The sequence below is a fragment of the Variovorax sp. F042 genome (genome assembly GCF_057814215.1).
The window spans coordinates 353899-379920 of record NZ_JBVASX010000003.1 but is presented as its reverse complement, the minus strand read 5'-3'; the positions used below and the strand labels follow the sequence as shown (position 1 = coordinate 379920).

Below are 26022 nucleotides of genomic sequence, written 5' to 3'. Positions count from 1 at the left end.
AACTTGTCTTGAAGAGCGTCACGCGTCGGCGACTTGCGCAACCACATGGCGCGCAGCCACCTGCGCACCCACCGCGACATGCAGTGCGACACGGCCGGCGCGCGGCGCGCAGTGCACGTGCTCCATCTTCATCGCTTCGAGCGTGACGAGTGGCTGGCCAGCTGCGACCGCATCGCCTTCGGCCACCAGCAGGGCGATCACGCGGCCGTTCATGGATGCGCGCAGCAGGCCGTCGCCGGCGGTGCCGTCGGTGCGGGGCACCGCTACGTGCGTGAGGTTCTCCAGCTGGAACGACTGGCCGCGAAAGTGGAAATCCACGCGGTCGGGCTGGCGCACGACGAAGGCTTGTTCGGACAGACCGCCGCACGAGAAGCGGAGGCTGCCGTTGCCGGGTAGAGCGAGCAAGGCGAGCTGCACTGGCGCGTCGTTGTCCAGTGCGATGTCGAACCGGCCAGCGCCGCGCGGCGTCACCCGGGCCGCGTGTACCGTGCCGTCGAGCGCGAAGCGAAGGGCGTTGGGCAGCGTGTGTGCGAGCGGCGAGGGCCAGCCACGGTCACCCAGTTGAAGGAGCAGGGCGGCGAGCAATGCGGCGCGGGTTTCATCCTCCGCATCGGTGGCGAGCAGAGCGTCGAGGTGATCGCCGATGAAGGCGGTCGTAGCAGCACCGCTTGCGAACACGTCATGCGACAACACACGCTGCAGCAATTGCTGGTTGGTCGAGATGCCGAGCGTCACCGTGTCCTGCAAGCCCGCGATCAGCCGGTGCCGGGCTTCTTCTCGCGTGCGGCCATGCGCCACGAGCTTGGCGATCATCGAGTCGTAGAAGGGCGGCACGGCGGCGCCGTCACGCAAGGCGTGTTCGGTGCGCAGCGCGGCCGAGGGCCGCCACGCTGCGAGCGTGCCGCTCTGAGGCATGAAGCCCTGCCGCGGATCTTCGGCGCACAGGCGCACTTCGATCGCATGGCCGGTGATGCGCACGTCTTGCTGCGTCAGCGGCAAGGGCTCGCCGGCCGCGACGCGCAGTTGCAGCTCGACGAGGTCGAGACCCGTCACCGCTTCGGTCACCGGGTGCTCCACCTGCAGGCGCGTGTTCATTTCCATGAACCAGTACTGGCCTTCGGCGTCGAGCAGGAATTCGAGCGTGCCCGCGCCTTCGTAGGCGATGGCTTTCGCCGCGGCGACGGCGGTGGCGCCCATGCGTTCGCGCAGTGCGTCGGACACCGCCGGCGAGGGCGCTTCCTCGACAACCTTCTGGTGCCGCCGCTGCACCGAACAGTCACGCTCGCCAAGGTGGATGGCGTTGCCATGCCGGTCCGCAAATATCTGGACTTCGACGTGGCGCGGCGCGACGATGGCGCGCTCCAGGATCACGGAGGCATCGCCGAACGCGTTGAGCGCTTCGGACTGCGCGCTGTGCAGTTGTCCGGTGAAGTCGTCGGCCGATGTCACGAGCCGCATGCCGCGCCCACCGCCGCCTGCTGTTGCCTTGATCATCACGGGCCAGCCTATGCGCGCCGCCTCGGCCGCCAGTTTCTCCGTGCCCTGGTCTTCGCCCTGGTAGCCCGGAATGCACGGCACGCCCGCCGCCTGCATCAACCGCTTGGCGCCGGCTTTGTCGCCCATCGCGCGAATGGCTTCCGGCGACGGTCCGATGAAGACCAGCCCCGCGTCTCGGCAGGCCTGTGCGAACGCTGCGTTTTCCGCGAGAAAGCCATAGCCCGGATGCACTGCATCCGCACCGCTGGTGCGCGCGGCCTTGATGACTGCGGCGATGTTCAGGTAGCTCTGCGCGGGCAGAGATTCGCCGATCCACACGGCCTGGTCGGCCTGCCGCACATGTTCGGCATCCGCGTCGGCGCTCGAATACACGGCCACCGTGCGGTAGCCCATCGCGCGCGCCGTGCGCATCACGCGCACCGCGATCTCGCCGCGGTTCGCGATCAGGATCTTGCGGAATGCACTGTTCATGGCCGCGCCACCGAAAACTGCATGGGTTGCGGCACGCGCGCATCGGCATCGCGGCACACGGAAAGAACTTCCGCCAGCACCGCACGCGTGTCGCGCGGGTCGATCACGCCGTCGTCGAGCAGCAGCGCGCTGGTGGTGAACACGCTCATCTGCCGATCGAAGCGCTCGACGATCTGCTGCTGCATCGCATCGATCTTCGCGTGGTCGACCGCACCCTTGCGCGCCATGCCCGCCTCCATGACGATGGCCATGGTCTTCGCAGCCTGCTCGCCGCCCATGACGGCTGTGCGCGCGTTGGGCCACGAGAAGCAGAAGCGAGGTGCGAAGCCCCGCCCGCACATGCCGTAGTTGCCCGCGCCATAAGAGGCGCCGCAGTGCAGCGTGATCTGCGGCACGCTCGCGTTGGTCACGGCCTGGATCATCTTCGCGCCGTGCTTGATGATGCCGGCCTCCTCGTGCGCCCGGCCCACCATGTAGCCCGTGATGTTCTGCAGGTAGACGATGGGCGTGCGCGTCTGGCAGCAGGCCTGGATGAAGTGTGTGGCCTTGGTTGCGCCGTCGGAATCGATAGGGCCGTTGTTGGTGACGATGCCCACGGCATGCCCTTCGAGCCGGATGTGGCCGCAGACGGTGGCGCTGCCGTAGTGCTCGCTGAACTCCAGGAACTCGGAGCCGTCGGCGATGCGCGCGATGACTTCGCGCATGTCGACCGGCCGCCGTCCGTCGCTCGGCATGATGCCGAGCAGGTCTCCGGCGTCGTAGCGCGGCGGAATGAACTGGCGCGGCGCTTCGTTGCGCGCCCAGTCGATGCCGCCGAGGATCGAGCGCGCGATGCGGATGGCGTCGCGGTCGTCTTCGGCCAGGTAGTCGCCGAGGCCCGAGATGTGCGTGTGCATCACCGCGCCGCCCAGTTCTTCTTCGGTCGCGATCTCGCCGGTGGCGGCCTTCAGCAGCGGCGGCCCCGCGAGAAAGGCCCGCGTGCGGTCGCGCACCATCACGATGTAGTCGGACAGGCCCGTCTGGTAGGCGCCGCCCGCGGTCGAGGAGCCGTGCGTCACCGTCACCACCGGAAGCCCCGCAGCCGACAGCCGCGCGAGGTTGCGGAAGATGTTGCCGCCGCGCACGAAGTCCTGCACGCGGTAGTGCATGAGGTTGGCGCCGGCGCTTTCCACCAGCTGCACGTAGGGCAGCTTGTTTTCGAGCGCGATCTCCTGCACGCGCAGCTGCTTGTCGAGGCCCATGGGCTGCAGCGCGCCGGCGTCGATGCCCGAGTCGGAGGCGCTGACCATGCAGCGCACGCCAGACACCTGGCCGATGCCGGAGATCAACCCCCCGCCGGGCACGCTCTTGGCCAGGTCGGGGTTGTCCTGCCCCAGCCCCGCGAGCGAGGCCAGCGGCAGAAAAGGCGCGCCGGTGTCGAGCAGCAGCGCGATGCGCTCGCGCGGCAGCAACTGCCCACGCTTGGCAAAACGCTCCGCCGAGGCGCTGGAGGCCGCTACGGCGCGGGCCTCGTGCGCGCGCACCTGGTCGAGCAGCGCGAGCATGCCGGTGCGGTTGGCCTGGAAGGTGTCGCTGGCCGCTTGCAGCCGGGATTCGATGACGGGCATGGGAAGAGTCTGTGCAGGTCGCTTGTTTTCGCTCTGCACAGACTCTAGGGGGCGGGCGCCGCGCCCGCTTGCGCCTACTAGCTGGTCGTCAGCCGGTCATCAGCTGGCGCGCGCGCGTGGCGCGGCAACGGGGGCATCGAGGCTGCTGCCCGTGACCACCCAGTAGATGAAGATCAGCACCGCGCCGGCCGTGCCGAACACCGTGAGACCCATGTAGCTGCCGCCGATGGCCAGCGCGTCGGCGGGCGCGGCTGCGATGCAGACCATGCTGGCCGCGCTCATGCCGACGTAGTGCATGGTGCAGACCGCCACGCCCATCACGGCAGCGGCCGCGACCTTGTGCGAGAACTTGCGCAGGTTGAACGCCAGCCACAGGGCGGCCGCGGCGGCGGTGACGGCGATGAGCACCGACAGCCCGACCACGGCCAGGTCGAAGTTCATCGAAGCGCGCATGCTCATCGCGAACATGCCCATGTAGTGCATCACGCAGACGCCGATACCGGCCAGCAGGCTGCCGGCGAGCCAGCCTGATTTGCTGAACTTGCGCCGTCCACCGGCCATGTACAGCGCAATGCCGGAGATCAGGATGGCCGCCACCAGCGACACCACCGTGAGCGGCATGTTGTACGAGATGGCCACCGGCAGGCGGTACGCCAGCATACCGATGAAGTGCATCGACCAGATGCCGATGCCGCCCAGCGCCACCGCGGCGCAGGCCACGACGGCGAGGTTGGGCTTGCCGTCGGCGCCGACCATGCGGCCGGCGCAGATGAGGGCCACCAGCGAGCCCGCGAATGAGATCAGGAAGGAGAGCGCCACCATGCCCAGGGAGTACTCGGGCGACAGGAGTTGGCCTACGACGAGCGGAGTCATGCGATGTCCTTTCAAGTTCAGGAAAAGAGCGCCTCGCAGACCTCCCGACTACCGGATGCAATCGGGACGCCACAAGACGTCCCGCGCAGTCTGTAATATTTGTTTTTAAAAGTAAACTCCAATTTACACTTATTGTTACTCTACCTTACGGGGCGAATTCGATATATCGCATTGTTGCGATCGGCCGACATGTAGATCGTGCCGTCGCGTCCCACGGCGACGCCCGTGACCACGTAGGGCGGAGGCAGCCCGGGGCCGGGCGCGAGGCCGATCGGCAGGTTCTCGGCGACCGTGCGGCGCGTGCCGTCGGGGGCGATTTCCACCAGCCGCCGCGCCGCGCTCTCGGCCACGATGAAGCTGCCCCACGGCGTTTGCGCCACGCCTTCGGGCAGCGCCAGCCCGTCAGCCACGGTGCGCAGCGGCGCGCTGGCGTCCAGCGGAATGCGCAGCAGCTTGCCGGCCGCCTCGGTCACGTAGAGCGCGCCGTCCTGGCCGACGATCATCTGCACAGGGCCGTTCAGGCCGCTAGCAAGCACTGACTTTTCAGTGAACTTCGGCCCGCTGGCGCGGGTGATGCTGCCGGTAGCTATTTCGGCGTAGATCACGCTGCCGTCGGGCATGGGGATGGCGTCGAACGGTGCCTTCAGGCCGTGGATGGTTTCTACGGTCTTCAGCGTCTGCCGGTCGACCAGCTGCACCGTGCCCGTGAACCACGAGCTCAGCGCAAAGAGTTTTGGCGACAGCCCAACTGCGAAGGGGTAGTCGAGTTCCGGCTCGCGCTGCATGCGGAACACGTCGCGCACCTCGCCCGTGCGCACGTCGACCTGGCGGAAGCCGAAGACGTCGGCCACCCACAGGTCGTTGCCGTCGATCTTCATGCCGGCCGGCACCGCCACCTTGCCGCTGGTGAGCGTGCGCAGTTCGCCAGTGGCGGGGTTGAAGGCCTGCACCTCGTTGTTGGCCATGTTCGACACATAGATCGTGCCGTCCGGCGCAATGGCCAGGTTGTCGAGCGAGGCCCGCAGCTGCTTTGCGACCGTCTTGCGCCCGGTGGCGAGGTCTACTTTCACCAGCTCGCCGCTGCGCGCATCGACCACCCAGAGGTTGCCCTTGCCGTCGAGATTGGCGGCGGCCGGGATCTTGAAGCCGTCGGCGATCACGGTCATGTTGCCGTTCGCCGGGTCGATCTTCACGACCTGTCCCTTGAACCACAGCGGCCCGTAGAGCATGCCGTCGGGGCCGGCCTCGAAGCCGTTGAAGCCGCCCATGTCCTTCTTGATGAGCCGCGGCGGCTTCTGGCCTTCGCGGTCGATCTCCCACAGCGCGTCGCCCAGGAACACCTGCGAGGCGTAGAGCTTGCCGTTGCGGCGGTCGAAGTCGAGCGAGTTGAGGCCCGGCAGGTCCTTGGCCAGCACGCGCAGCGGGGCGGTGTCGCTCTCGCGGTAGCGCAGCATGCCCATGAGGTAGTTGGTCCAGGCCAGCTCGCCCTTCGGCCCCACGGCGATGTCGTCGGCCTGGCCTTCGGGCGCATCGATGAGCACCTTGGCCGCGCCGGTGTTGCGGTCGACCTCCCACAGCGTGTTGCCGACGACCGAGCCCGCGAGCAGCCGGCCCTTCGCGTCGATGGCCAGCCCGTGCACGCCTGAGAAGGACGACGGAGCGACCAGCGCTTCAGGAGCGGCCCATGATGCGGGCCGCGTGGCAGGCGATGGCGGCGCGACCGTGCTGCAGGCGCCCATCAGGGCGAGGGTGGCGGTCAGTGCGACCGCGCGAAGGCTGCTTCGACAGGGCATGGCGTTTTCTCCTCTTGTTGATGCGCGAAGCAGTCTAGGAGGCGAAAGGGGCCGCAAAGTCTCCCCGGAGACACCATGCGGACTTTCGTCCGCTGTGGATTACCCGAGCCCGTTCGTTCAGCCGCGCAGCAGCTGCGTCACCGTGTGGATCAGCAACCCGACCAGCCCACCCACCAGCGTGCCGTTGATGCGGATGAACTGCAGGTCGCGCCCGATGTGGCGTTCCAGTTCGAGCGTCATCTCCTGCGCGTTCCACTCGCCGACGCGTTCCTCGATATAGCGGCGGATGTCCTCGCGGTAGCGCTCGATGGCCAGCGGCGCGGCGGCCTCGATCTGCTCGTTGATCCAGCGGCGGATGGCTTCGTTGCCCTGCAGCCGCGTGCCCAGCGCGCCGGCCATCGAGGCGATGCGCTGGCGGATGGCCGAGTCGTCGCGGCCCAGGTCGTCGTGCAGCCACGCCAGTAGCTCGCCCCACAGCCCGTGCAGGTAGTCGCCGAGGGCGGGGTGCGCGATGAGCTCGGCGCGGATCTGTTCGCCGCGCTGCTGGAACTCGGGGTCGAGCTTCAGGCGCACCACGAAGTCCTCGACGAAGTGATCGAAGCGCTTGCGCATCGGATGGTCGGGCTCGGCCGCGAGCTCGCCGATGGTGCGCGCCACGGCCGCGACGATCTTGCGCGTGGCCAGCTTGGCCGCCACCTGGTCGAGGCCCACGTAGCGCAGCGTCTTGATCTCGCGCGCAATGGCCTCGGTGATGTGCGCCTGCACCTCGTCGCCTTCGAGCAGGCCGGCCACCTGCTGCAGCACGTCGTCGAGCAGGGCCTGGTGGCGCCCGCCGGCGGTGAGTGCATCGAGCGCCTGGCCGGTCAGGCGCGAGAGGTCAATTTTCTTGAGGCCGGCCGCGGCGGCGCGCCCCATGAAGTCGCGCACCCGTTCGTCGTCGAAGGCCGAAAGCCCGTAGCGCGTGGCGGCCACGCCCCATTCGCCGAGCTTCTCGCCGCTGGCGGGGCGTGCCAGCCAGTCGGCGATGCGCCCGGCCGCATCGAACTGCCGCAGCTTGCCGAGCACCTGTTCGGTGCTCAGGAAGTTGTCGCAGATGAAGCCCGCGAGCTTGGCGCCGATGCGGTCCTTGTTGCTCGGGATGATCGCGGTGTGCGGAATCGGCAGGCCCAGCGGATGGCGAAACAGCGCCACCACCGCGAACCAGTCGGCAATGGCGCCGACCATCGCGGCCTCCGAGAAGGCTGCCACGTAGCCCCAGGCCGGGTGCTGCGCATGCAGCGCGCTCGCCACCGCGTAGAGCAAAGCCGCGCCGCACAGCAGGCCGAGCGCGACGCGCTTCATGCGCCCCAGCGCATCGCCGCTGTTTTCCGCCGGTTCAGCCAATGGCGGGCGTGGACGCGAGACGTTCCATGAACAGCTCGCAGCGCGCGAGTTGCTCGAGGCTCACGAATTCGTCGGGCTGGTGCGCCTGCTCGATGCTGCCGGGTCCGCACACCACGGTGGGGATGCCGGCGTTCTTGAACAGGCCCGCTTCGGTGCCGAAGGCCACCAGCGTGGTGCGTTCTTCGCCCGCCAGGCGCTGCGCCAGTTTGGTGATCGGGTTGTCGGCCGCGCCAAGGAAGCTCGGAATCTCGCAGATGGTCTCGAAGCTGAAGCCCGCGTCGGGCGCGACCTTCTTCATCGCCGGTTCGATGCTGCCCGCGTAGGCCACCACGTCGGCCTGCATGCGCTTGGCGTCGGCGGTCGGCAGGTCGCGGAATTCATAGCGGAACTCGGCGTCGCGCGGCACCACGTTGTCGGCAATGCCGCCGTGGAACTGGCCCACGCTCGCGGTGCTGAAAGGCACGTCGAAGCCCTCGTAGCGGGGCTCGTTGCGCTCGAAGTCTTCCGCCATGTCGCGCACCTTGCCGATCACTCGGGCCGCCATTTCGATGGCGTTGACCGACTTCGGCGTGAGCGAGGAATGCGCTTCCTTGCCGCGCACGCAGCACTTGTAGCGGTACACGCCCTTGTGCGCGATGGCGGGCACCATGCTGGTGGGCTCGCCCACGATGCAGGCGATAGGCTTGATGTTGGCGTCGCGCATGTCGGCGATCAGTTCCTTCACGCCGAAGCAGCCGATCTCTTCCTCGTAGCTGAAGGCGAAGTGCATCGCGAAAGGCGAGTCGCTCTCCAGGAAGCGATGGGCATTGGCCAGCGCGATGGCGATGAAGCTCTTCATGTCGGCCGAGCCGCGCCCGTAGAGGCGCTCGTTCTGCACCACGGCGGAGAGCGGGTCGACGCTCCAGTCCTGTCCGTCCCAGGGCACCGTATCGGTGTGTCCCGAGACGATCACGCCGGCTGGCTTGCCTTCGCCCAGCGTGGCGAACAGGTTCGCTTTGGTGCGTTCGGCGTTGTAGGTGATGCGGCTTTTGACGCCCAGGGCCGCGAGGTGGCTCTGCGCGAAGTCGATCAGTTCGAGGTTGCTGTTGGCGCTGACGGTGTTCATGCGCACCAGGGTCTGGGCCAGCAGCAGGCTTTGGGGGGAAAGCGTGTGGAGCATGCAACACATTCTCCCGGAAGTCGGCGCGGCGCGTGCGTGGATGTCGTAGCCGTCACGCGAAGCGGGTACGCTGCCCCTCTTCTTTTGGACGGAGAAACCAGCACCATGCGCACCCTTCAGATCGCCTTGACCGCCACCGCCGCCCTCTGCGTGGCCGCCTGCAGCACCACCGGACCTTCCAGCAACAAGCTGCTGACGCTCGACGGCAACCCGCCGCTGGTCATCGCCCACCGCGGTGCATCCGGCTACCTGCCGGAAGAAACGCTCGAAGCCTATGCGCGCGCCATCGAGCTCGGCGCCGACGTGATCGAGATGGACCTGATCTCCACCAAGGACGGCGTGCTCATCGCCCGCCACGACCCCAACCTCGCCATCAGCACCGACGTGGCCAAGCACCCCCGCTTCGCCTTGCGCAAGAAGACCATCAAGGTCGACGGCGAAACCCAGACCGGCTGGTTCAGCAACGACTTCACGCTGGCCGAGATCAAGACGCTGGGCGGCATCTCCACCGACGCCGAGCGTCCGCAGGAATTCAACGGCAAGTTCAAGATCGTCACGTTCCAGGAGATCATCGATTTCGCCAAGGCCAAGTCGAAGGAAACCGGCCGCACCATCGCCATCTACCCCGAGACCAAGAACCCGACCTACTTCCGCGACCTGGGCCTGCCCCTGGAAGACAAGGTCATCGCCGCCATCAACGCGGCCGGCTGGAACAGCAAGACCGCGCCCATCTACGTGCAGTCCTTCGAGCCCGGCAGCCTCAAGTACATGAAGAGCAAGGGCCTGAACACCCGGCTCATCCAGCTGATCGACGGCGACAGCGTCGACCTGAAGACCGGCGCCGTGACCTTCGCCGTGCCCAGCGACCGCCCCTACGACTGGACCAAGGCCGGCGACAAGCGCAACTTCGACGCCATGGTCACGCCCGCAGGCCTGGCCGAGATCAAGACCTACGCCGACGGCATTGGCCCGTGGAAGCGCTACATCGTGAGCATCAAGGGCACCATCGGCGCCGACGGCAAGCCGGTGGACGTCAACAAGGACGGCAAGATCAACGACGCCGATGCCACCTCCACAGCGCCCACCTCGCTGATTGCCGATGCACACAAGGCTGGCCTGTTCGTGCACCCATTCACCTTCCGCAACGAGTCGCGCCGCCTGGCGTCCGACTACAACAAGAGCGGCCAGAACGAATACGGCGTGTACTACAAGCTCGGTGTGGATGGCGTGTTCACCGACTTCACCGACACCGCGCTGGCTGCGCGCGCCGACTACCTGAAGAGCATCGGCCGCTGAGCGGAGGCATCGTCCAGGCATGACCACCGACCTGTCGCCGCGCGACCTCGAACTGCTGCGCATGGCCATCCGCCTGTCGGACGAGTCGAAGGCGCGTGGGCGCCATCCCTTTGCCGCGCTCGTGGCGAACGAGCATGGCGAGGTCGTCGTCACCGCGGGCAACAACTCGATGCCGCCAGAGGGCGACCCCACGCAGCACGCCGAGCTGGCCGCCGCCGCGCAGGCCGCACGCCTGCTCACGCCCGAGCAGCTCGCGCGCTGCACGCTGTACACCAGCGCCGAGCCCTGCTGCATGTGCGCGGGCGCCATCTACTGGACGAACATCGGCCGCGTGGTCTACGCGCTTTCAGAGCATGCGCTGCTCGGCCTGACCGGCGACCACCCCGAAAACCCGACCTTTTCGCTCCCCTGCCGCGAAGTCTTCGCGCGCGGGCAGCGGCGCGTCGAGGTGGTGGGGCCGCTGCTCGAAGAGGAAGCCTCCGCGCCGCACGTCGGCTTCTGGACCGCCGGGCACTGAACCCCGGGTGCGCACGCGGGGTGCGCATTTTTGGTGGTGCCTCGAAACGCCAGAGTGGATAGACTGGCATTTTGAGACGTCCACGCCATGAAACTCATCGACTCGCTCGTCACGCAGGCGGCTGGCATCGCCGCCGTCCGACGTGACCTCCACGCCCACCCCGAACTCTGTTTCCAGGAAGTCCGCACCGCCGACGTGGTGGCAGGCAAGCTCACCGAATGGGGCATTCCCATTCACCGCGGCCTGGGCACCACCGGCGTGGTGGGCATTGTCAAGAATGGCTCCAGCAGCCGCGCAGTCGGCCTTCGCGCCGACATGGACGCGCTACCCGTCACCGAGCTCAACACCTTCGCCCACGCCAGCAAGCACCACGGCAAGATGCACGCCTGCGGCCACGACGGCCACACGGCCATGCTGCTGGCCGCCGCCCAGCACCTGGCGAAGAACCGCAACTTCGACGGCACCGTCTACCTGATCTTCCAGCCGGCGGAAGAGGGCGGCGGCGGCGCCCGCGAAATGATCAAGGAAGGGCTGTTCGAGCAGTTCCCCATGGATGCCGTGTTCGGCATGCACAACTGGCCCGGCATGAAAGCGGGCCAGTTCGCCGTGAGCCCCGGGCCGGTGATGGCCTCGGGCAACAAGTTCCACGTCAACGTGATCGGCAAGGGCGGCCACGCCGCGCTGCCGCATACAGGCATCGACCCGGTGCCTATCGCCTGCGAGATCGTGCAGGCCTTCCAGACCATCCTCACGCGCAAGATGAAGCCGACCGATTCGGCCGTGATCTCGGTCACCACCATCCACGCCGGCGAAACCAACAACGTGATTCCCGACAATTGCGAGCTGTCGGGCACAGTGCGCACTTTCTCGCTGGAGGTGCTCGACCTGATCGAGGCGAAGATGAAGCAGGTCTGCGACCACATCTGCGCGGCGCACGACGCCACCTGCGACTTCCGCTTCGAGCGCTACTACCCGCCCACCATCAACACCGAGGCCGAAGCCGACTTCGCGCGCCGCGTGATGGGCGGCATCGTCGGCCCCGAGAACGTGCTGAAGCAGGAGGCCGCCATGACTTCCGAAGACTTCGCCTTCATGCTGCAGGCCAAGCCCGGTGCCTATGCCTTCATCGGCAACGGCGACGGCACGCACCGCGACGTGCACCACGGCGAAGGCCCGTGCACGCTGCACAACGCCAGCTACGACTTCAACGACGACCTCATCCCGCTGGGCGCCACCTGCTGGGTGCAGATCGCCGAGCAGTTCCTCAAGCCCGGCGGCGCAGCGACATGATCGGCATCGCAGAGGCCTTTTCGCCGCGCTACGCCCAGGCGCGCCAGAAGTTCCTGCAAGGCTGCGTGAGCGCCGGCCTCACGGTCGAGCCGCATGCGCACCCGCTCAAGGGGCGCGACGGCGAAGACCTGTCGATGGACGTCGCGCTCGATGGCGACGCGAATGCGCAGAACCTGCTGATCGTCAGCAGCGCCTGCCACGGCGCCGAGGGGCACTGCGGCAGCGGCGTGCAGGTGTTCGCGCTGCACGACGCCGAATGGCGCGAGAAGGCCAAGGCACAGGGCGTGGCGGTGCTGTACGTGCATGCGCTCAACCCGCACGGTTTTTCCTACGGCCGGCGCGTGACGCACGAGAACGTCGACCTGAACCGCAACTTCATCGACTTCTCGAAGCCGGTGCCGGTCAACGAGCCGTATGCCAAGCTGCACGACCTGCTGCTGCCCGCCACCTGGCCGCCCACGCCCGAGAACCAGGCGGCGGTGGACAAGTGGATCGCAAAGCACGGCGCCACTGCCTACCAGGCGGCCGTGACCAGCGGGCAATACCAGTTCGACGACGGCCTGTTCTTCGGCGGCAAGGCGCCGACCTGGAGCAACAAGACCATCCGCAGCGTGCTCAAGCGCCACGCGGGCAACGCGAAGCGCATTGCCTGGATCGACCTGCATACGGGGCTGGGCCCGAACGGTCTGGGCGAACGCATCTTCGCCTGCCGCGACGACAAGGTCGCCTATGCGCGCGCCAATGCGTGGTGGGGCACGCCCGCCGCGCCCGTCACCTCGATCTACGACGGCTCCTCGACCTCGGCGCTGCTGCGCGGGCTGATGTGGGACTCTGTGTACGAGGAGTGCCCGCAGGCAGAGTACACCGGCATCGCGCTCGAATACGGCACGCTGCCGATCCTCGAAGTGACCGGCGCGCTGCGTGCCGACCACTGGCTGCACAAGCACCCCGAGGCGCCGGCCGACCTGGCCGACGGTATCCGGGCACGGATGCTGGAAGCGTTCTATACGGACACCGATGCCTGGCGTGGGCAGATCGTCAGCCAGGCGCGGCAGGCGATGTTCCAGGCTGCTGACGGGCTCAGCGGCTGACCTGATCGGTCAGCACAAGCCCCTAAGTCCTGACCCGCCCATCCCCAGTCAGCATCGAAAGCTCGACGAACTTCGACGCCACGTGGTTCTTCGCAGAGAACGACACCTCGAACCCGCCAAACTGCTGGCGGTCGATGCTTTCCAGCCCCGCGATCAGGCTCTCGCGCGTGGGCTTGCCCGGCGCCTTGCGCAGGCCCTCGGTCAGCACCTTGGCGGCCAGGTAGCCCTCCATGCTCGAAAAATTGGCACTCGCGCCGCCGCCGGCCTTGCGTACCGCCTCGGTGAACTCGCGCGCCAGCGCATTGGCCTGGTTGTAGGGCGAGGGCACCACCTGCGTCACCATCACGCCGGCCGCGTCCTTGCCCAGCTCGTCCGCCAGCGCCTGCGTGCCAACGAAAGACATGTTGAAGAAAGTGCCGCCGTAGCCCGCCTTGCGCGCCTCGCGGATGAAGGCCGCGCAGGCCTTGTACGCACCCACCTGCACCACCGCATCGGGCCGCGCCGCCACGATGGTCTTCACCGCCTGCGCCACGTCGGACGAATTGCGCTCCACCGTGGCCAGCGCCACCGGCTTGAGCTGCTGCTCGCCGAGCGCCAGCGTCACCCCGTCGAGCCCGGCCTTGCCGTAGGCGTCGTTCTGATAGAAGACCGCGATCTTCTTCAGGCCCAGGTGGGTGAGCTGCTTCACCATCAGCGCCGTCTCGTCGTTGTACGAGGCGCGCAGGTGGAACACATTCTTCTGGAAGGGCTCGCGCAGCGACATCGCGCCGGTGAAGGGGGCCACGAACGGCACCTTGTCCTTCACCGCCAGCGGCAGCGCCGCCAGGCTGGTCGGCGTGCCGATGTAGCCGAAGAGCGCGAACACGTCTTCCGAGATCAGCTTCTGCGTGTTGGCCGCGCAGCGGTCGGGCTCGTAGCCGTCGTCGAGGTTCTTGATGACCACGTCGCGGTGCCCCGACTGGGCGTTGTACTGGTCCAGGAACACCTTGGCGCCCTGGTGAAACTGGATGCCCAGCTGCGCCGCCGGACCGGTGAACGCTGCCGACTGGCCCAGCACCAGCGGCGTGTCGCCCTGTGCCCGCGCAATGCCGAAACTCCCCAGCGTGGCGGCCGCGCCTGCGGCCAAAGAAAAATGACGTCGATTCAACATGATGAAAACCCACTCCCGCGCTCTGACTCGCGCACAAATTAGACTCGCCCGATGGCCCACGCACCGGATACCTTGCTCGAAGAAGCGCCTCCCCAGCCCGTAACGACCACCGTGCTGGGCGCCTGTCCCCACGACTGTCCGGACACTTGCGCGCTCGTTACCACCGTCAAGGACGGCGTGGCCGTCAAGCTGCAGGGCAATGCCGCCCACTCGCACACCGGTGGCGTGCTGTGCACCAAGGTGTCACGCTACATCGAACGCAACGACCATGCCGAACGGCTGGTGCAGCCCCTGAAACGTGTCGGCCCCAAGGGCAGCGGCCAGTTCGAGCCGGTGTCTTGGGAAGCCGCATTGGACGACATCGCCGCGCATCTTCGAGTATTACAGGGAAAACCCGAAGCTATTGTCCCCTACAGTTATGCGGGCACCATGGGGCTGGTGCAGGGCGAGTCGATGGACCGGCGCTTCTTTCACAAGCTGGGCGCCACCTTGCTGGACCGCACGATCTGCTCGATGGCCGGCGGCGAGGCCATGGTCTACACGCTGGGCGCCAAGGTCGGCATGCGCATCGAATTCTTCGCCGAAGCCAGGCTGATCCTGATCTGGGGCAGCAATTCCATCGCCAGCAACCTGCATTTCTGGCGCCACGCCCAGGCCGCCAAGCGCGCCGGCGCACGGCTGGTGTGCATCGACCCGCGCAAGACAGAAACCGCCGACAAGTGCGACGAGCACATCGCGTTGCTGCCCGGCACCGACGCCGCGCTGGCGCTGGCCCTGATGCACGAGCTGATCGTGCACGACTGGCTCGACCACGACTACATCGCCAGCCACACGCTGGGCTGGGAGCAACTGCGCGAGCGCGCGTTGCAATGGCCGCCGTCGCGCGCGGCCGAAGTCTGCGGCATTCCCGAAGAACAGATCGTGTCGCTGGCCAGGGCCTACGGCACCACCAAGCCGGCTGCGATCCGCCTGAACTACGGCATGCAGCGCGTGCGTGGCGGCGGCAACGCGGCCCGCGCCATCGCCTGCCTGCCGGCGCTGGTGGGCGCCTGGCGCAACCGCGCGGGCGGCCTGCTGCTGAGCAGCTCTGGCCACTACCCGGTCGACCGCGCTGCGCTGCAGCGCCCCGACCTGCTGGCCGGGCGCAAGCCGCGCACCATCAACATGAGCACCATCGGCGACGCGCTGCTGGACACCGCAAACCCGGTGAAGGCCATCGTGGTCTACAACAGCAACCCCGTGGCGGTGGCGCCCGAATCGGCCAAGGTGGCGGCGGGCTTCGCGCGCGAAGACCTGTTCACCGTGGTGCTGGAGCAGTTCCGCACCGACACAGCCGACTACGCCGACTACCTGCTGCCCGCCACCACGCAGCTGGAGCACTGGGACATCCACTGCAGCTACGGCCACACCGACGTGCTGCTGAACCGCCCGGCCGTGGCACCGCGCGGCGAGGCCCGCAGCAACGCCTGGGTGTTCCGCGAGCTGGCGCGCCGCATGGGCTTTGGCGAGCCCTGCTTCTCGGATTCCGACGAGACGCTGTGCCGCACCGCCTTTGCCGACAACGCCATCGACTTCCCCGAGCTGCTCGCGCAGGGCTTCACCAGCGTGAAGCTGCCCGAGGCGCCGTTTGCCGAAGGCAGCTTTCCCACGCCTTCGGGCCGCTGCGAATTCTTCAGCGCGCGCCTCGAAGCCATGGGCATCGGCGGCCTGCCTGACCACGTGCCCAACTGGGAGCCGGCCGGCAGTTCGACCGAATTTCCGCTGGCCATGATCTCGCCGCCGGCGCGCAATTTCCTCAACTCCACCTTCGTCAACGTGACGAGCCTGCGCGCCATCGAGGTCGAGCCGCTGCTCGAGATCCACGAGGCCGACGCCGCCGCACGCGGCATCGAGGACGGCGCGATGGTGCGCGTGTTCAACAAGCGCGGCGAGCACCGCTGCCGCGCCGAGGTCTCGCGCCGCGCGCGGCAGGGCGTGGTGCACGGCATGGGCATCTGGTGGCGCAAGCTCGGCATGGACGGCACCAACGTCAATGAGCTGACCAGCCAGCGCCTGACCGACATCGGCCGCGGCCCCACGTTCTACGACTGCCTCGTCGAGGTCGAAAAGGCGTGAGGCCTCTCCCCGCGCTTGCGCTGGCCGGCGCGCTGTTGCTCACCGGCTGTGCCGACCTCGGCTACTACTGGCAGTCCGCCAGCGGCCACATCGGCATCATGCGGGCCGCCAAGCCGGTGCCCGAGTGGCTGGCCGACCCGGCCGTGTCCGCGCCGCTGAAGGCCAAGCTCGAACTCACGCAGCGCATCCGCCGCTTCGCTTCCGCCGAACTCGGCCTGCCCGACAACGCCAGCTACAAGTCGTATGCCGACCTGCACCGCCCCGCCGCCGTGTGGAACGTGGTGGCCGCGCCGCCGTACTCGCTCACGCTCAAGAGCTGGTGCTTCCCGGTGGCGGGCTGCGTGGGCTACCGCGGCTACTACAGCGAGGACGCGGCCAAGGCCGAAGCCGAGGCGCAGAAGAAGCAGGATCTGGAGGTGGCCGTGTACCCCGTGCCCGCGTACTCCACGCTGGGCTGGATGAACTGGGCCGGCGGCGACCCGCTGCTGTCCACCTTCATCGGCTACCCCGAGGGCGAGCTCGCGCGCATCGTGTTCCACGAACTGGCGCACCAGGTGCTCTACGTGGCCGGCGACACGGTGTTCAACGAGTCGTACGCCACGGCCGTCGAGCGCATTGGCGGGGCGATGTGGCTGCAGCGCGAAGCCGGCGAGCAGGCCCGCCGCGAGTACGCGCAGTTCGATGGGCAGCGCCAGGACTTCCGCGCACTGGCTCTCAACACCCGCCGCGCGCTGACGCAGGTCTACGAATCGCCCGAAGCCAAGGCCAAAGACTGGGCCAAGGTCGAGGTCATGAAGCAGGCGGCCATGGCCGATTTCCGCGAGCGCTACGCGAAGCTGAAGGAGGGCTGGTCCGGCCCCCGCCGCAACGCCTACGACGCCTGGGTGGCGCGCGCCAACAACGCGGCCTTCGGCGCGCAGGGCGCCTACGACGATCTCGTGCCCAGCTTCGAGAAACTCTTCGAACACGAAGGCCACGACTGGCCGCGCTTTTACACTGAGGTCCGGCGCATCGCCGCGCTGCCGACCACGGAAGAACGCCGCAGTGCCTTGCAGGCGGCGACCGGCATCATGCAAACCCATTCCAGCCCGGAACAAAAAAACGGAGATCACGGTGCCTGACATCCATATCGAACGCAACCACACGCTGGGCATCGCCGGGGCGCGCGTCGCCGCACGCCAGTGGATCAAGCAGGCCGAGCAGGAGTTCGGCCTCGAATGCGTCTACACCAAGGGCGAAGACCGCGACGTGGCAACCTTCACGCGCGCTGGCATCGACGGCACCGTCGAGGTCACGGCCAGCACCTTCACGCTCGACGCGACGCTGGGCTTCCTGTTCAGCAGCTTCAGCGAAATGATCGAGCAGAAGATCACGCGCAACCTCGACGCGTTGCTCGAATCCCCCCGGGGTGGCGGCACCCGTCTCGCCTGAGAGACTTCGGCTTCAGACGATGGTGTAGCCGCCGTCCACCGGCAGCGCCACGCCGCTCACCATCGACGCGCCATCACTCAGCAGAAAGAGGATCGGCGCCACCACTTCCTCCACTTGCGCAAAGCGGCCCAGCGGAATGTTCCTGAGGGCGGCAGCGCTCTTGTTCGCGTCGGCCCAGGCCTGTTCGGCCATGGGCGTGAGCGTGACGGTCGGGTTCACGCTGTTCACGCGGATGCCGTGCGGCCCGAACTCCAGGCACAGCGAGCGAGTGATGGCGTCCATCGCGGCCTTCGAGGCGCAGTAGCAGAGGTGCGCGTCGAGTGCGACCAGCGAGGCCTGGCTCGACACGTTGACGATGCTGCCGCGTATGCCGGCCGCGATCATGGCCCTGCCGCAGCGTGAGGCCACGAGTGCTGCGGCACGTGCGTTGACTGCCATCACGGTGTCGAAGCTTTCGGCCTTCATTTCGACAGCGGATTCGAGCAGTGCGATACCGGCGCAGTTCACTACGAGGTCGAATGCTTGCAACGCAGCGAGCGCATGTTCGAGTGCGGGAGCGTCGGCCACGTCGAGCACGAGTGGCGTGCAGCCGGCTTCGGCGTGCAGCGTCTCCAGTGCCGCGGCGTTGCGTCCCACGGCTGTGACCTTTGCGCCGGACTGCGCGAGTCGCATCGCCACTGCGCGGCCGATGCCGCTGCTCGCGCCAGTCACCAGTGCGCGTTGGCCGGAGAAGTTGAAGGAGGTTGTCATGTCAGTTGCTTCAGTGTTCGTTCGGGGTGGGTGCGAATGACACCGGGTGCTTCCCTCCGCGAATGTCCCCCGGCCTGCGGCTTCCTTCTTTATTTCGCTCCAGATCGCATCGAGCAGTCATGTCAGCCGATGCATCGCATCACGCAACGCTGGATAAAGCGATTTGTAGATTTCGAAGCGCTCGCGATACACAGCCTGTGCCGCGGGTTCGGGCCGCGCCCGCTCCACCAGCGTGACCCAGCCGCGCTCGGCCGTCGCCGCATCGACCAGCCCCGCGCCCAATGCCGCGAGCATTGCCGCACCGAGCGCGGCCTCGACCTCTTGCTCGATGGTGAACACCGGGTAGCCCGTGATGTCCGCCACGATCTGCATCCACAGGTCCGAGTGCGCCGCGCCACCGACCACGATCAGCCGGTCGTCCAGCGGCTGCCCGCTCTGGCGTCCCGCCTCGATGTTGTGCTGCAGTGCAAAGCTCACGCCTTCGAGCACCGCGCGGTACAGGTGCGCCCGGCTGTGCGCGAGCGAGAGGCCAATGAAGGCGCCCTTGGCCTGCGCGTCCCAGATCGGACTGCGCTCGCCCATGAGGTAGGGCAGGAACACGAGGCCTTCCGCACCGGGTGGCACGTCGACGGCCTTGCGCTCGATCAGTGCGTGCGCATCTTCGCCGGTGCGCGCCGCCTCGGCCACTTCGGCCTGGCAGAAGGCTTCGCGGAACCACGTGATGGCTGCACCCGCCGTGATCGCGCCGCCGAATACATAGCTGCGGTCCGCACCGCTGTACACGTGCGGCATCGTTATGAGTTTGTGCCGTGCATCGACCGTGGGGCTCACGAAGCCCCAGCACATGCTGGTGCCGATCATCGCCACGTGGTCGCCGCTGCCGGTGACACCCGCGCAGAAGGTGGCCACCGCTGCATCGACGCCGCCCGCCATCAGCGGCATGCCTTCGACAAGGCCGAGCTTCGCGGCCCATTCGGCGCTCAGGCCGCCGACCACCTCGCTCGACTCGACCAAGCGCGGCGGCATCATGCGCGACGGAATGCCGAGCATCTGCATCGCCTCTTCGGACCACTGCCGGCGCGCCGCGTCGTACACGCCGCCGATGTTGCCGGCGGAACTGTGATCGACGGCCAGCTCGCCCGTGAGCCGCCAATTGATATAGCTGTTGGGTGGCAGGAAATGCCGCGTCTTCGCCCACACATCGGGCAGGTGCTCGCGCACCCACAGGATCTTGGTGAAGCCGTAGTAGCTGTCGACGCCGTTGCCGGTGATGGCTTCGAGGCGTGGCACTTCCACGTTCGCGTTCACCCATGCGACCTCGGCGGTGGCGCGGCGGTCCATCCAGATCAGGCAAGGGTGCAGCGGCTGCATCTGCTCGTCGACCGGAATGCCCGCGCCGCCGTACAGGCTGCTCACGCACATCGCTGCGATGTCCGACGGCGCGACGCCGCTGTCGGCCACACAGGTGCGCACGCTCTCGCACACCGCGTCGAACCACACGGCGCAGTCCTGCTGCGCCCACAGCGGTTTCGGCGTCTCGGGCTGGTAGGCCACGCTCGCCTGCGCATGCACCTTGCCGTCGATGCCGACCAGCAGGCACTTGGTGCTCTGCGTGCCTATGTCGACGCCGATCACGTATTTCATGGTGTGTTGTCTCTCAGGATCGGGGCTGCGGCGTGAGCAGCACCTTGATGGAATCCAGCGAGTTTGCCAGCGCGAAGGCGCGCTCCCATTCGGTCAGCGGAAAGCCGTGCGTGACGATGCCCTGCGAGGTGACCAAGCCGCGCGCCAGCAGGTCGATGGCAACGGGGTAGCAGTAGGGCCCCAGGTGCGCACCGCGCACGTCGAGCTCCTTGCGGTCGCCGATGATCGACCAGTCGGCGCTCGTTTCCGAGCCGAACACGCTGAACTCGACGAAGCGGCCGAGCTTGCGGATCATGTCCAGCCCCTGCGTCACGCCGATGGGGGCGCCGGTGGTCTCGATGTACACGTCGCAGCCGTAGCCTTCGGTCAAGCCCTTGACGATGGCATCTGCGTTCTCGGTCTTGGGGTTGATGACGACGTCGGCGCCGTATTGCTTGGCGAGCGCCAGGCGTTCCGGCACGAGGTCGATCACGATGAGTTTCTTCGGCGTCTTCAGCGCCGCGACCTGCACCATCATCAGCCCCAGCGGGCCGGCGCCGGCGATGACCACCACGTCGTCGAGCTGTATGTCGCCGCGGTTCACCGTGTGGATCGCGCAGGACAGCGGCTCGATGATGGCCGCGTCTTCCAGCGAAATGCCGTCGGGGATCTTGTGCACGCGCGAGGTCGGCGGCAGGCGCATGTAGTCGGCCATGCCGCCATCGGCCACGATGCGCTGGAAGCCGAAGATGTTGTGCACTTCGCACATCCAGTACTTGCCTGAAGTGCAGAAGCGGCACTTGCCGCAGGGCACGATCTGCTCGGCGATCACGCGGTCGCCTTTCTCCACGCCGAAGTGCTCGCCCGCGCCTTCGCCGAGGGCTTCGACGTAGCCGAAGAATTCATGGCCGGGAATGACCGGCGCCTTGACCCATGAGGGCTGGCCGTCGCCGCCCCAGAACATCTTCGCGCCCGAGTGGCATTTGCAGTCGGAGGCGCAGATGCCGCAGGCGGCGATGGAGATCAGCAACTCGTTCGGGCCGATGGCCGGCATGTCGACGGTTTCGAGGCGATAGTCCTTCGGGCCATGGCAGACGACGGCCTGCATTGAAGCGAGTTGTGCGATGGCGCCGGACGTACCGGGCTGGAGCTTTTGATAAGACATGAGGTTGGGGGAGTGGGGGAATGTGTCTGTTGCGAAGTCAGCGCTTGGCTTCGCGGCTGATGAAGATGGCGAGCAGGACGATCCCGCCCTTGATGATCAATTGCAGGTACGGCGACACGCCGATCATGTTGAGGCCGTTGTTCAGCACGCCCAGCAGCAGCGCACCGACCAGCGTGCCGACGATGGCGCCGCGCCCGCCGGCAATCGATGTGCCGCCCATCACCACGGCTGCGATGGCGTCGAGCTCGAAGCCCACGCCCACGCCGGGCTGTCCGCTGGTCACGCGCGCTGCCTGCACGATGCCGGCGATGGCGGCGGTCAGCCCGCTCAGCGCATACACGAGCAGCTTGTAGCGCGACACGCGCACGCCCGAGAGTCGAGTGGCTTCCTCATTGCCGCCGATGGCATACACGTAGCGGCCGAACGGCGCCATGTTCAGCAGCACGTAGGCCACGAGGTAGGTCGCCAGCATGATGAGGATCGGTACCTTGATGCCGGCCAGCACACCGCCGCCGAGAAAGGCGAAAGAATCGGGCAGCCCGTCGATGGGATAGCCGCCCGTGTAGATCAGCGCAATGCCGCGCGCAATGCCCATGGTGGCCAGCGTCACGATGATCGGCGGCATGCGCAGGTAGGCTACGCAGTAGCCGTTGAACAGGCCGATCACCACACCCACGGCCAGGCCGAGCGGCACCGCCAGCATCGGCGGCAGCCCGAACTGCACCATCATTCCCGAGGCCAGCGTGCCCGACAGCGCCACCACCGCACCCACCGAAAGATCGATGCCGCCGGTGAGGATCGCGGCCGTCATGCCCACCGCGATGATCGCGTTGATCGACGACTGCAGCGCGATGTTCTGCAGGTTGCCCCAGGAGAGAAAGTTGTCGGTCGCGACGATCATGAAGACCGAGATCGCGACCAGGCCTACCAGTGGGAGGAAGGCTGTGGAGCGGCGCAGCTGGGTGAAGAAGCCGCCTGCAGGTGCCGGTGGTGTGGGGTGGGTTGCGGTTGCGTTCATTTCATGTGCTCCACTGGGTATTGCGCGAAGACGGGATGCCCTGTGCACAGTGGGCGCTCTCGGCGTGATCGCGCCCCGAACAAATCTCTGTCGCAGTCATTGAGCGCCCCCGGATGAAGTAGCGTGACGCATGATGTCGCCCGAGTTGATTGCGTCGCCTTCGAGCGTTGCCACGATGGCCCCGCCCGAGAACACAGCAACGCGATCGCACATGCCGACGATTTCGGGCAGCTCGCTCGAAATCATCACGATCGATTTGCCTTGCCGCGTGAGCTCGCGCATCAGGCCGTAGATCTCGGCCTTGGCACCTACGTCGATGCCGCGCGTGGGTTCGTCGAAGATCAGCACTTCAGAGGCGTGGCCGAGCCAGCGCGCGATCACCACCTTCTGCTGGTTGCCGCCTGACAGCGTGGCCACGCGCGTCTCGATGTTCGGCGCCTTCACACCGACGCGGCGCGAGAGTTCACCGGCCGCCTGCTTCTCCGACGCCTGGCTCACCAGCCCCGCGCTGCGGTGCCTGCCGAGGTTGTTCAGCGAGATGTTGAAGCGGATCGTAAAGTCGGTGATCAGCCCTTCGACCTTGCGGCTTTCGGGTAGCAGGCCGATGCCGTTTTCCAGCGCCTGCGTCGGGTCGTCCAGGCGCACGGGCTTGCCGTTGCGCAGCACTGTCTTGCGGTGCACGCGGTCGGCGCCCATCATGCCCAGCGCCAACTCGGTGCGGCCCGAACCGACCAGCCCCGCAAAGCCGAGGATCTCACCTTCATGCAGATCGAAGGCATTGATGGGGCCGCCCTTCGCTAGCTGGATGTGCGGCACTTCGAGCACCTTGCGCCCGCGCGGCGCGGGCACCGGCTTCGGCGGAAAGTTGTGTTCGATGCGGCGGCCCACCATCATTTCGACCAGCGCATCCACATCGGTCGCGCCCACCTCGGCATGCCCCGCATTGGCACCATCGCGCAGCACGCTGATGCGGTCGCACACCTCGAAAATTTCGTCGAGGTGATGTGAGATGAAGATCATCGCCACGCCCTTGGCGCGCAGCTCCCGCATGATCTTGAACAAGTGCCCGGCCTCGTTCGGCGTGAGCGTGGCGGTCGGCTCGTCGAGCACCAGCAGGCGCGCCTTCAGCGACAGCGCCTTGCCGATTTCCACGAACTGCTGCTGCGCCACCGAGAGCTGGCAGATCGGCACGCCGAGGTCGATCTGCACACCCAGCTCGTCGAACAAGGCCCGCGCGGATCGCTTCATCGCCGCCTTGTCCATCAGACCGAAACGGTTCTTCAGGTAGCGGCCGAGAAAGATGTTCTCCACCGCGTTCAGGTACGGGATGAGGCTGAACTCCTGGAAGATGATGCCGATGCCCGCTGCGATGGCATCGTTGTAGCCCGCGAACTTTCGCTCGCTGCCTTCGATGAAGATGCGCCCCTCGTCGGCCTGGTAGATGCCGCCAAGGATCTTCATCAGCGTCGACTTGCCCGCGCCGTTCTCGCCGAGCAGCGCATGCACCTCGCCCTTGCGGATCGAGAGGTCGATGCCCGCGAGCGCCTTCACGCCCGGAAAGCTCTTCGAGACGCCTTCGAGCCTCAGCATTTCGGCGGTGTCGTTCATGGCCGTGCGCTGCTTCTGGCGTCGGTTACCAGGTGAAGGTCTTCGCGCCTTCGGCGTCGATCAGCTTCACGTCGACCGGCACTGCAGCGGGCACGTTGGCACCCCACTTCTTCGCCAACGCGATGCCGATGGCCAGGCGGATCTGGTCGCGCGGGTACTGCGCGGTGGTGGCGATGAACTTCGAGCCCGGCTTCTGCATGGCCTTGATGGCCTCGGGTGCGCCGTCCACGCTGGTGAGCTTCACGTCCTTGCCGCTGGCTTCGATGGCCGCGAGCGCGCCCATCGAGCCGCCGTCGTTCACGCTGAAAACGCCCTTCAGGTCCTTGTTGGCCTGCAGGATGTTCTCGGTCACGGTGAGCGCGGTGGCGCGTTCCTGCTTGCCGTTCTGCGTGCTCACCACCTTGATGCCGGGGTACTTGGCGAGTGCTTCGCGGCAGCCCTTCACGCGCTCCAGAATCGGCACCACGGGAATGCCGTCGAGGATGGCCACGTCGCCTTTCTCGCCGATGCTCTTTGCCAGGTATTCGCAGGCAAGGCGTCCGGCGTCGGTGTTCTTCGAGCCGACGAAGGAATCGACCGGGCCCTGCGCGTTGGCGTCCACCGCCACCACCACGAGGCCCGCCTTCTTGGCCGAGCGCACGGCCGACTGCACGCCGGTGGAGTCGGTCGGGTTCAGCAGCAGGATGTCGACCTTCTTCTGGATCATGTCTTCCACGTCGCCGATCTGCTTGGCCACGTCGTGCCGCGCGTCCGTGGTGACCACGGTCGCGCCGATGCTGGCAGCGGCCTCTTCGAGCGCCTGCTTCATCGTCACGAAGTAGGGGTTGTTGAGCTCCTGGAAGGTCATGCCGATGCGCAGCGGCTGCTTCGGGGCCTGCGCCTGCGCAGCGGATGCGCCGCAGACCAGTGCGGCAGTAAGGGCGGTGGCTTTGAGGATGTTCTTCATGGTGGCTGTCTCCTTGGGTTTGTGACTGTCGAAAAACGCGGACAAAGGCTCGCCCCACGCGGTGCCCGAAGGGCCGCGTCGGTGACGACACGGGGAACACGCAAGCCCGGCTACGGCGGGTTGGCGGCACGCGAGGCCGCGGCCTGCATGCGATGGAAATTGCGGAACTTGGTCGGCGGCATGCGCTTGTGCAGCAGGAACTGCCGGTTGAAGTTCGACACGTTGTTGAAGCCCACGTCCATGCAGACGTCGAGCACCGGCTTCTCGCTGTTGGTGAGAAGCTCGCAGGCGCGGCTGATGCGCAGCCGGTTCACGTAGCGCACGAACGATTGGCCCGTGTGCTTGCGGAAGGATCGCGAAAACGCGCTCGGGCTCTGGCCTACCAGCTCGGCCAGCATCGGCTCGCGCAGGTCGTCGCCGAGGTTGGCCGCGATGTGCGCCAGCACGTTGTTGATTGCGTGCGACATGAAAGCCTTGGGGTCGGGCTTGAACGCGGGGCTGGCCAGGCGCTGGCGGTCGTTGCCGTCGGCCAGCAGTTCGAGCAGCGACAGCAGCAGGATCACGCGGCGCAGGCCGCGCGCCTGCAGCAGCGATTCCATGATCGGCTTGGCCGCGGCGGCGGTCTCCACCGAGAACAGCAGGCCCGAGCCCGATTCGGCCAGCAGCGGCGCGATGCGCTCGAACTCGGGAAAGGTGCCGGCCATGTTCTGCATCAGCCCGGCCGGGAACTGGATCACGATGCCGCGCCGCTCGACGCTCTGGCCTGCGGGCACGTCGCTGATCCAGTTGTGCGGCAGGTCGGGGCCCATCAGCACGAGGTTGCCCGGCTCGAAATGGCCGACGTGGTCGCCCACGAAATACACGCCCTGGGTCTCGACGATCAGCTGGATCTCGTACTCGGGATGGAAGTGCCAGCGCACCGTGCGGTACGGGTAGCCGTGCGCCCAGCAGGTGAACGATTCGTCACCGCGGACTTCAACGATTTCCAGGTCGGGTTGCATGGGGCGGACTGTACGAACCGCTCCCGATGCCAACAACCAGAGATGGCGCCCGGAATCGATACTTTTTTGACTTCCGGGGAGGCCCGGATGGCCGATGCCGCGCCATGCATTGCGCCGCAGCAAACTCCTTTCTCCTCGGGGAGAGGAGGGGGCGAGGGCGGTATTTGCTGCGCTGCGGAAAGCGCCGGATTCGCGGAGTCAAGAATTCATAGGTGTTTTCCCGCCCCGGCAGGCCCGG

The 26022-nt window shown here is 67.1% G+C and carries 21 protein-coding genes; 7 read left to right on the top strand and 14 right to left on the bottom strand.

What is annotated here, in order from left to right:
* Positions 1–18 precede the first annotated feature (18 nt).
* The 6 genes from ACZYSP_RS14550 to argE all read right to left on the bottom strand — a co-directional run bounded on the left by ACZYSP_RS14550 (position 19) and on the right by argE (position 8783).
* Positions 19–1968 carry an acetyl/propionyl/methylcrotonyl-CoA carboxylase subunit alpha gene (locus tag ACZYSP_RS14550; RefSeq protein WP_489014831.1) on the bottom strand — a complete coding sequence of 650 codons (1950 nt, stop codon included), beginning with the start codon at positions 1966–1968 and terminating at the stop codon, positions 19–21.
* The gene (locus ACZYSP_RS14545) at positions 1965–3575 is read right to left on the bottom strand and encodes an acyl-CoA carboxylase subunit beta (protein ID WP_489014829.1); all 1611 of its coding nucleotides are present in this window, start codon (positions 3573–3575) and stop codon (positions 1965–1967) included. Before ACZYSP_RS14545 ends, ACZYSP_RS14550 begins: the two co-directional genes overlap by 4 nt.
* A 99-nt stretch (positions 3576–3674) precedes the next feature.
* Positions 3675–4448 (bottom strand): MHYT domain-containing protein, encoded by a 774-nt coding sequence (locus ACZYSP_RS14540; protein WP_093053681.1) that lies wholly within the window; start codon positions 4446–4448, stop codon positions 3675–3677.
* A gap of 140 nt (positions 4449–4588) precedes the next feature.
* Positions 4589–6241 carry a Vgb family protein gene (locus ACZYSP_RS14535; protein ID WP_489014826.1) on the bottom strand — a complete coding sequence of 551 codons (1653 nt, stop codon included), beginning with the start codon at positions 6239–6241 and terminating at the stop codon, positions 4589–4591.
* A gap of 117 nt (positions 6242–6358) precedes the next feature.
* Positions 6359–7624: a DUF445 domain-containing protein gene (locus ACZYSP_RS14530; RefSeq protein ID WP_489014824.1), complete on the bottom strand. Its 1266-nt coding sequence runs from the start codon at positions 7622–7624 to the stop codon at positions 6359–6361.
* Positions 7617–8783 carry an acetylornithine deacetylase gene (argE, locus tag ACZYSP_RS14525; RefSeq protein WP_489014822.1) on the bottom strand — a complete coding sequence of 389 codons (1167 nt, stop codon included), beginning with the start codon at positions 8781–8783 and terminating at the stop codon, positions 7617–7619. The genes ACZYSP_RS14530 and argE overlap by 8 nt, the downstream gene beginning before the upstream one ends.
* Before the next feature lie 105 nt (positions 8784–8888).
* Here argE and ACZYSP_RS14520 point away from each other — a divergent pair, with 105 nt between their 5' ends.
* The 4 genes from ACZYSP_RS14520 (at position 8889) to ACZYSP_RS14505 (ending at position 12977) form a co-directional block, all read left to right on the top strand.
* The gene (locus tag ACZYSP_RS14520; protein WP_489014820.1) at positions 8889–10079 is read left to right on the top strand and encodes a glycerophosphodiester phosphodiesterase; all 1191 of its coding nucleotides are present in this window, start codon (positions 8889–8891) and stop codon (positions 10077–10079) included.
* Between the two features lie 19 nt (positions 10080–10098).
* Complete coding sequence (locus tag ACZYSP_RS14515; protein ID WP_093053690.1) at positions 10099–10596, top strand: nucleoside deaminase; 498 nt, start codon at positions 10099–10101, stop codon at positions 10594–10596.
* Between the two features lie 87 nt (positions 10597–10683).
* Positions 10684–11886, top strand: a complete 1203-nt coding sequence (locus ACZYSP_RS14510) for a M20 aminoacylase family protein (protein ID WP_489014817.1) — start codon at positions 10684–10686, stop codon at positions 11884–11886.
* Positions 11883–12977 carry a M14 family metallopeptidase gene (locus ACZYSP_RS14505; protein ID WP_489014815.1) on the top strand — a complete coding sequence of 365 codons (1095 nt, stop codon included), beginning with the start codon at positions 11883–11885 and terminating at the stop codon, positions 12975–12977. Before ACZYSP_RS14510 ends, ACZYSP_RS14505 begins: the two co-directional genes overlap by 4 nt.
* Before the next feature lie 22 nt (positions 12978–12999).
* Here ACZYSP_RS14505 and ACZYSP_RS14500 read toward each other — a convergent pair whose 3' ends face one another.
* Positions 13000–14127 carry an ABC transporter substrate-binding protein gene (locus tag ACZYSP_RS14500; protein WP_093076819.1) on the bottom strand — a complete coding sequence of 376 codons (1128 nt, stop codon included), beginning with the start codon at positions 14125–14127 and terminating at the stop codon, positions 13000–13002.
* 51 nt (positions 14128–14178) lie between these two features.
* On the opposite strand from ACZYSP_RS14500, the gene ACZYSP_RS14495 reads away from it, so the two are divergent.
* Genes ACZYSP_RS14495 through ACZYSP_RS14485 form a run of 3 tightly spaced genes read left to right on the top strand, consistent with a single transcriptional unit; the run spans position 14179 to position 17673 of the window.
* The gene (locus ACZYSP_RS14495; RefSeq protein WP_489014812.1) at positions 14179–16242 is read left to right on the top strand and encodes a molybdopterin-containing oxidoreductase family protein; all 2064 of its coding nucleotides are present in this window, start codon (positions 14179–14181) and stop codon (positions 16240–16242) included.
* Positions 16239–17363: an aminopeptidase gene (locus ACZYSP_RS14490; RefSeq protein ID WP_093053704.1), complete on the top strand. Its 1125-nt coding sequence runs from the start codon at positions 16239–16241 to the stop codon at positions 17361–17363. Before ACZYSP_RS14495 ends, ACZYSP_RS14490 begins: the two co-directional genes overlap by 4 nt.
* A complete protein-coding gene (locus ACZYSP_RS14485) occupies positions 17356–17673 on the top strand; it encodes a polyhydroxyalkanoic acid system family protein (protein ID WP_093053707.1) in 318 nt (105 codons plus the stop codon). Before ACZYSP_RS14490 ends, ACZYSP_RS14485 begins: the two co-directional genes overlap by 8 nt.
* 12 nt (positions 17674–17685) lie before the next feature.
* Here the strand turns inward: ACZYSP_RS14485 and ACZYSP_RS14480 are convergent, their stop codons facing one another.
* The 7 genes from ACZYSP_RS14480 to ACZYSP_RS14450 form a co-directional block, all read right to left on the bottom strand.
* Positions 17686–18423, bottom strand: coding sequence for an SDR family oxidoreductase (locus ACZYSP_RS14480; RefSeq protein WP_489014809.1), 738 nt, complete (start codon positions 18421–18423; stop codon positions 17686–17688).
* Positions 18424–18540: 117 nt separating this feature from the next.
* Positions 18541–20067 (bottom strand): FGGY-family carbohydrate kinase, encoded by a 1527-nt coding sequence (locus tag ACZYSP_RS14475; RefSeq protein WP_489014807.1) that lies wholly within the window; start codon positions 20065–20067, stop codon positions 18541–18543.
* 13 nt (positions 20068–20080) lie between these two features.
* Complete coding sequence (locus ACZYSP_RS14470; protein ID WP_093053714.1) at positions 20081–21211, bottom strand: alcohol dehydrogenase catalytic domain-containing protein; 1131 nt, start codon at positions 21209–21211, stop codon at positions 20081–20083.
* A 37-nt stretch (positions 21212–21248) separates the two neighbouring features.
* On the bottom strand, positions 21249–22229 hold the full coding sequence (locus ACZYSP_RS14465) for an ABC transporter permease (protein WP_093053717.1): 981 nt from the start codon (positions 22227–22229) through the stop codon (positions 21249–21251).
* Between the two features lie 96 nt (positions 22230–22325).
* Positions 22326–23837, bottom strand: coding sequence for a sugar ABC transporter ATP-binding protein (locus ACZYSP_RS14460; protein ID WP_489014804.1), 1512 nt, complete (start codon positions 23835–23837; stop codon positions 22326–22328).
* A 25-nt stretch (positions 23838–23862) separates the two neighbouring features.
* Positions 23863–24783, bottom strand: a complete 921-nt coding sequence (locus tag ACZYSP_RS14455; protein ID WP_093053723.1) for an ABC transporter substrate-binding protein — start codon at positions 24781–24783, stop codon at positions 23863–23865.
* 110 nt (positions 24784–24893) lie between these two features.
* A complete protein-coding gene (locus ACZYSP_RS14450; protein WP_093076831.1) occupies positions 24894–25784 on the bottom strand; it encodes a helix-turn-helix domain-containing protein in 891 nt (296 codons plus the stop codon).
* Positions 25785–26022 lie beyond the last annotated feature (238 nt).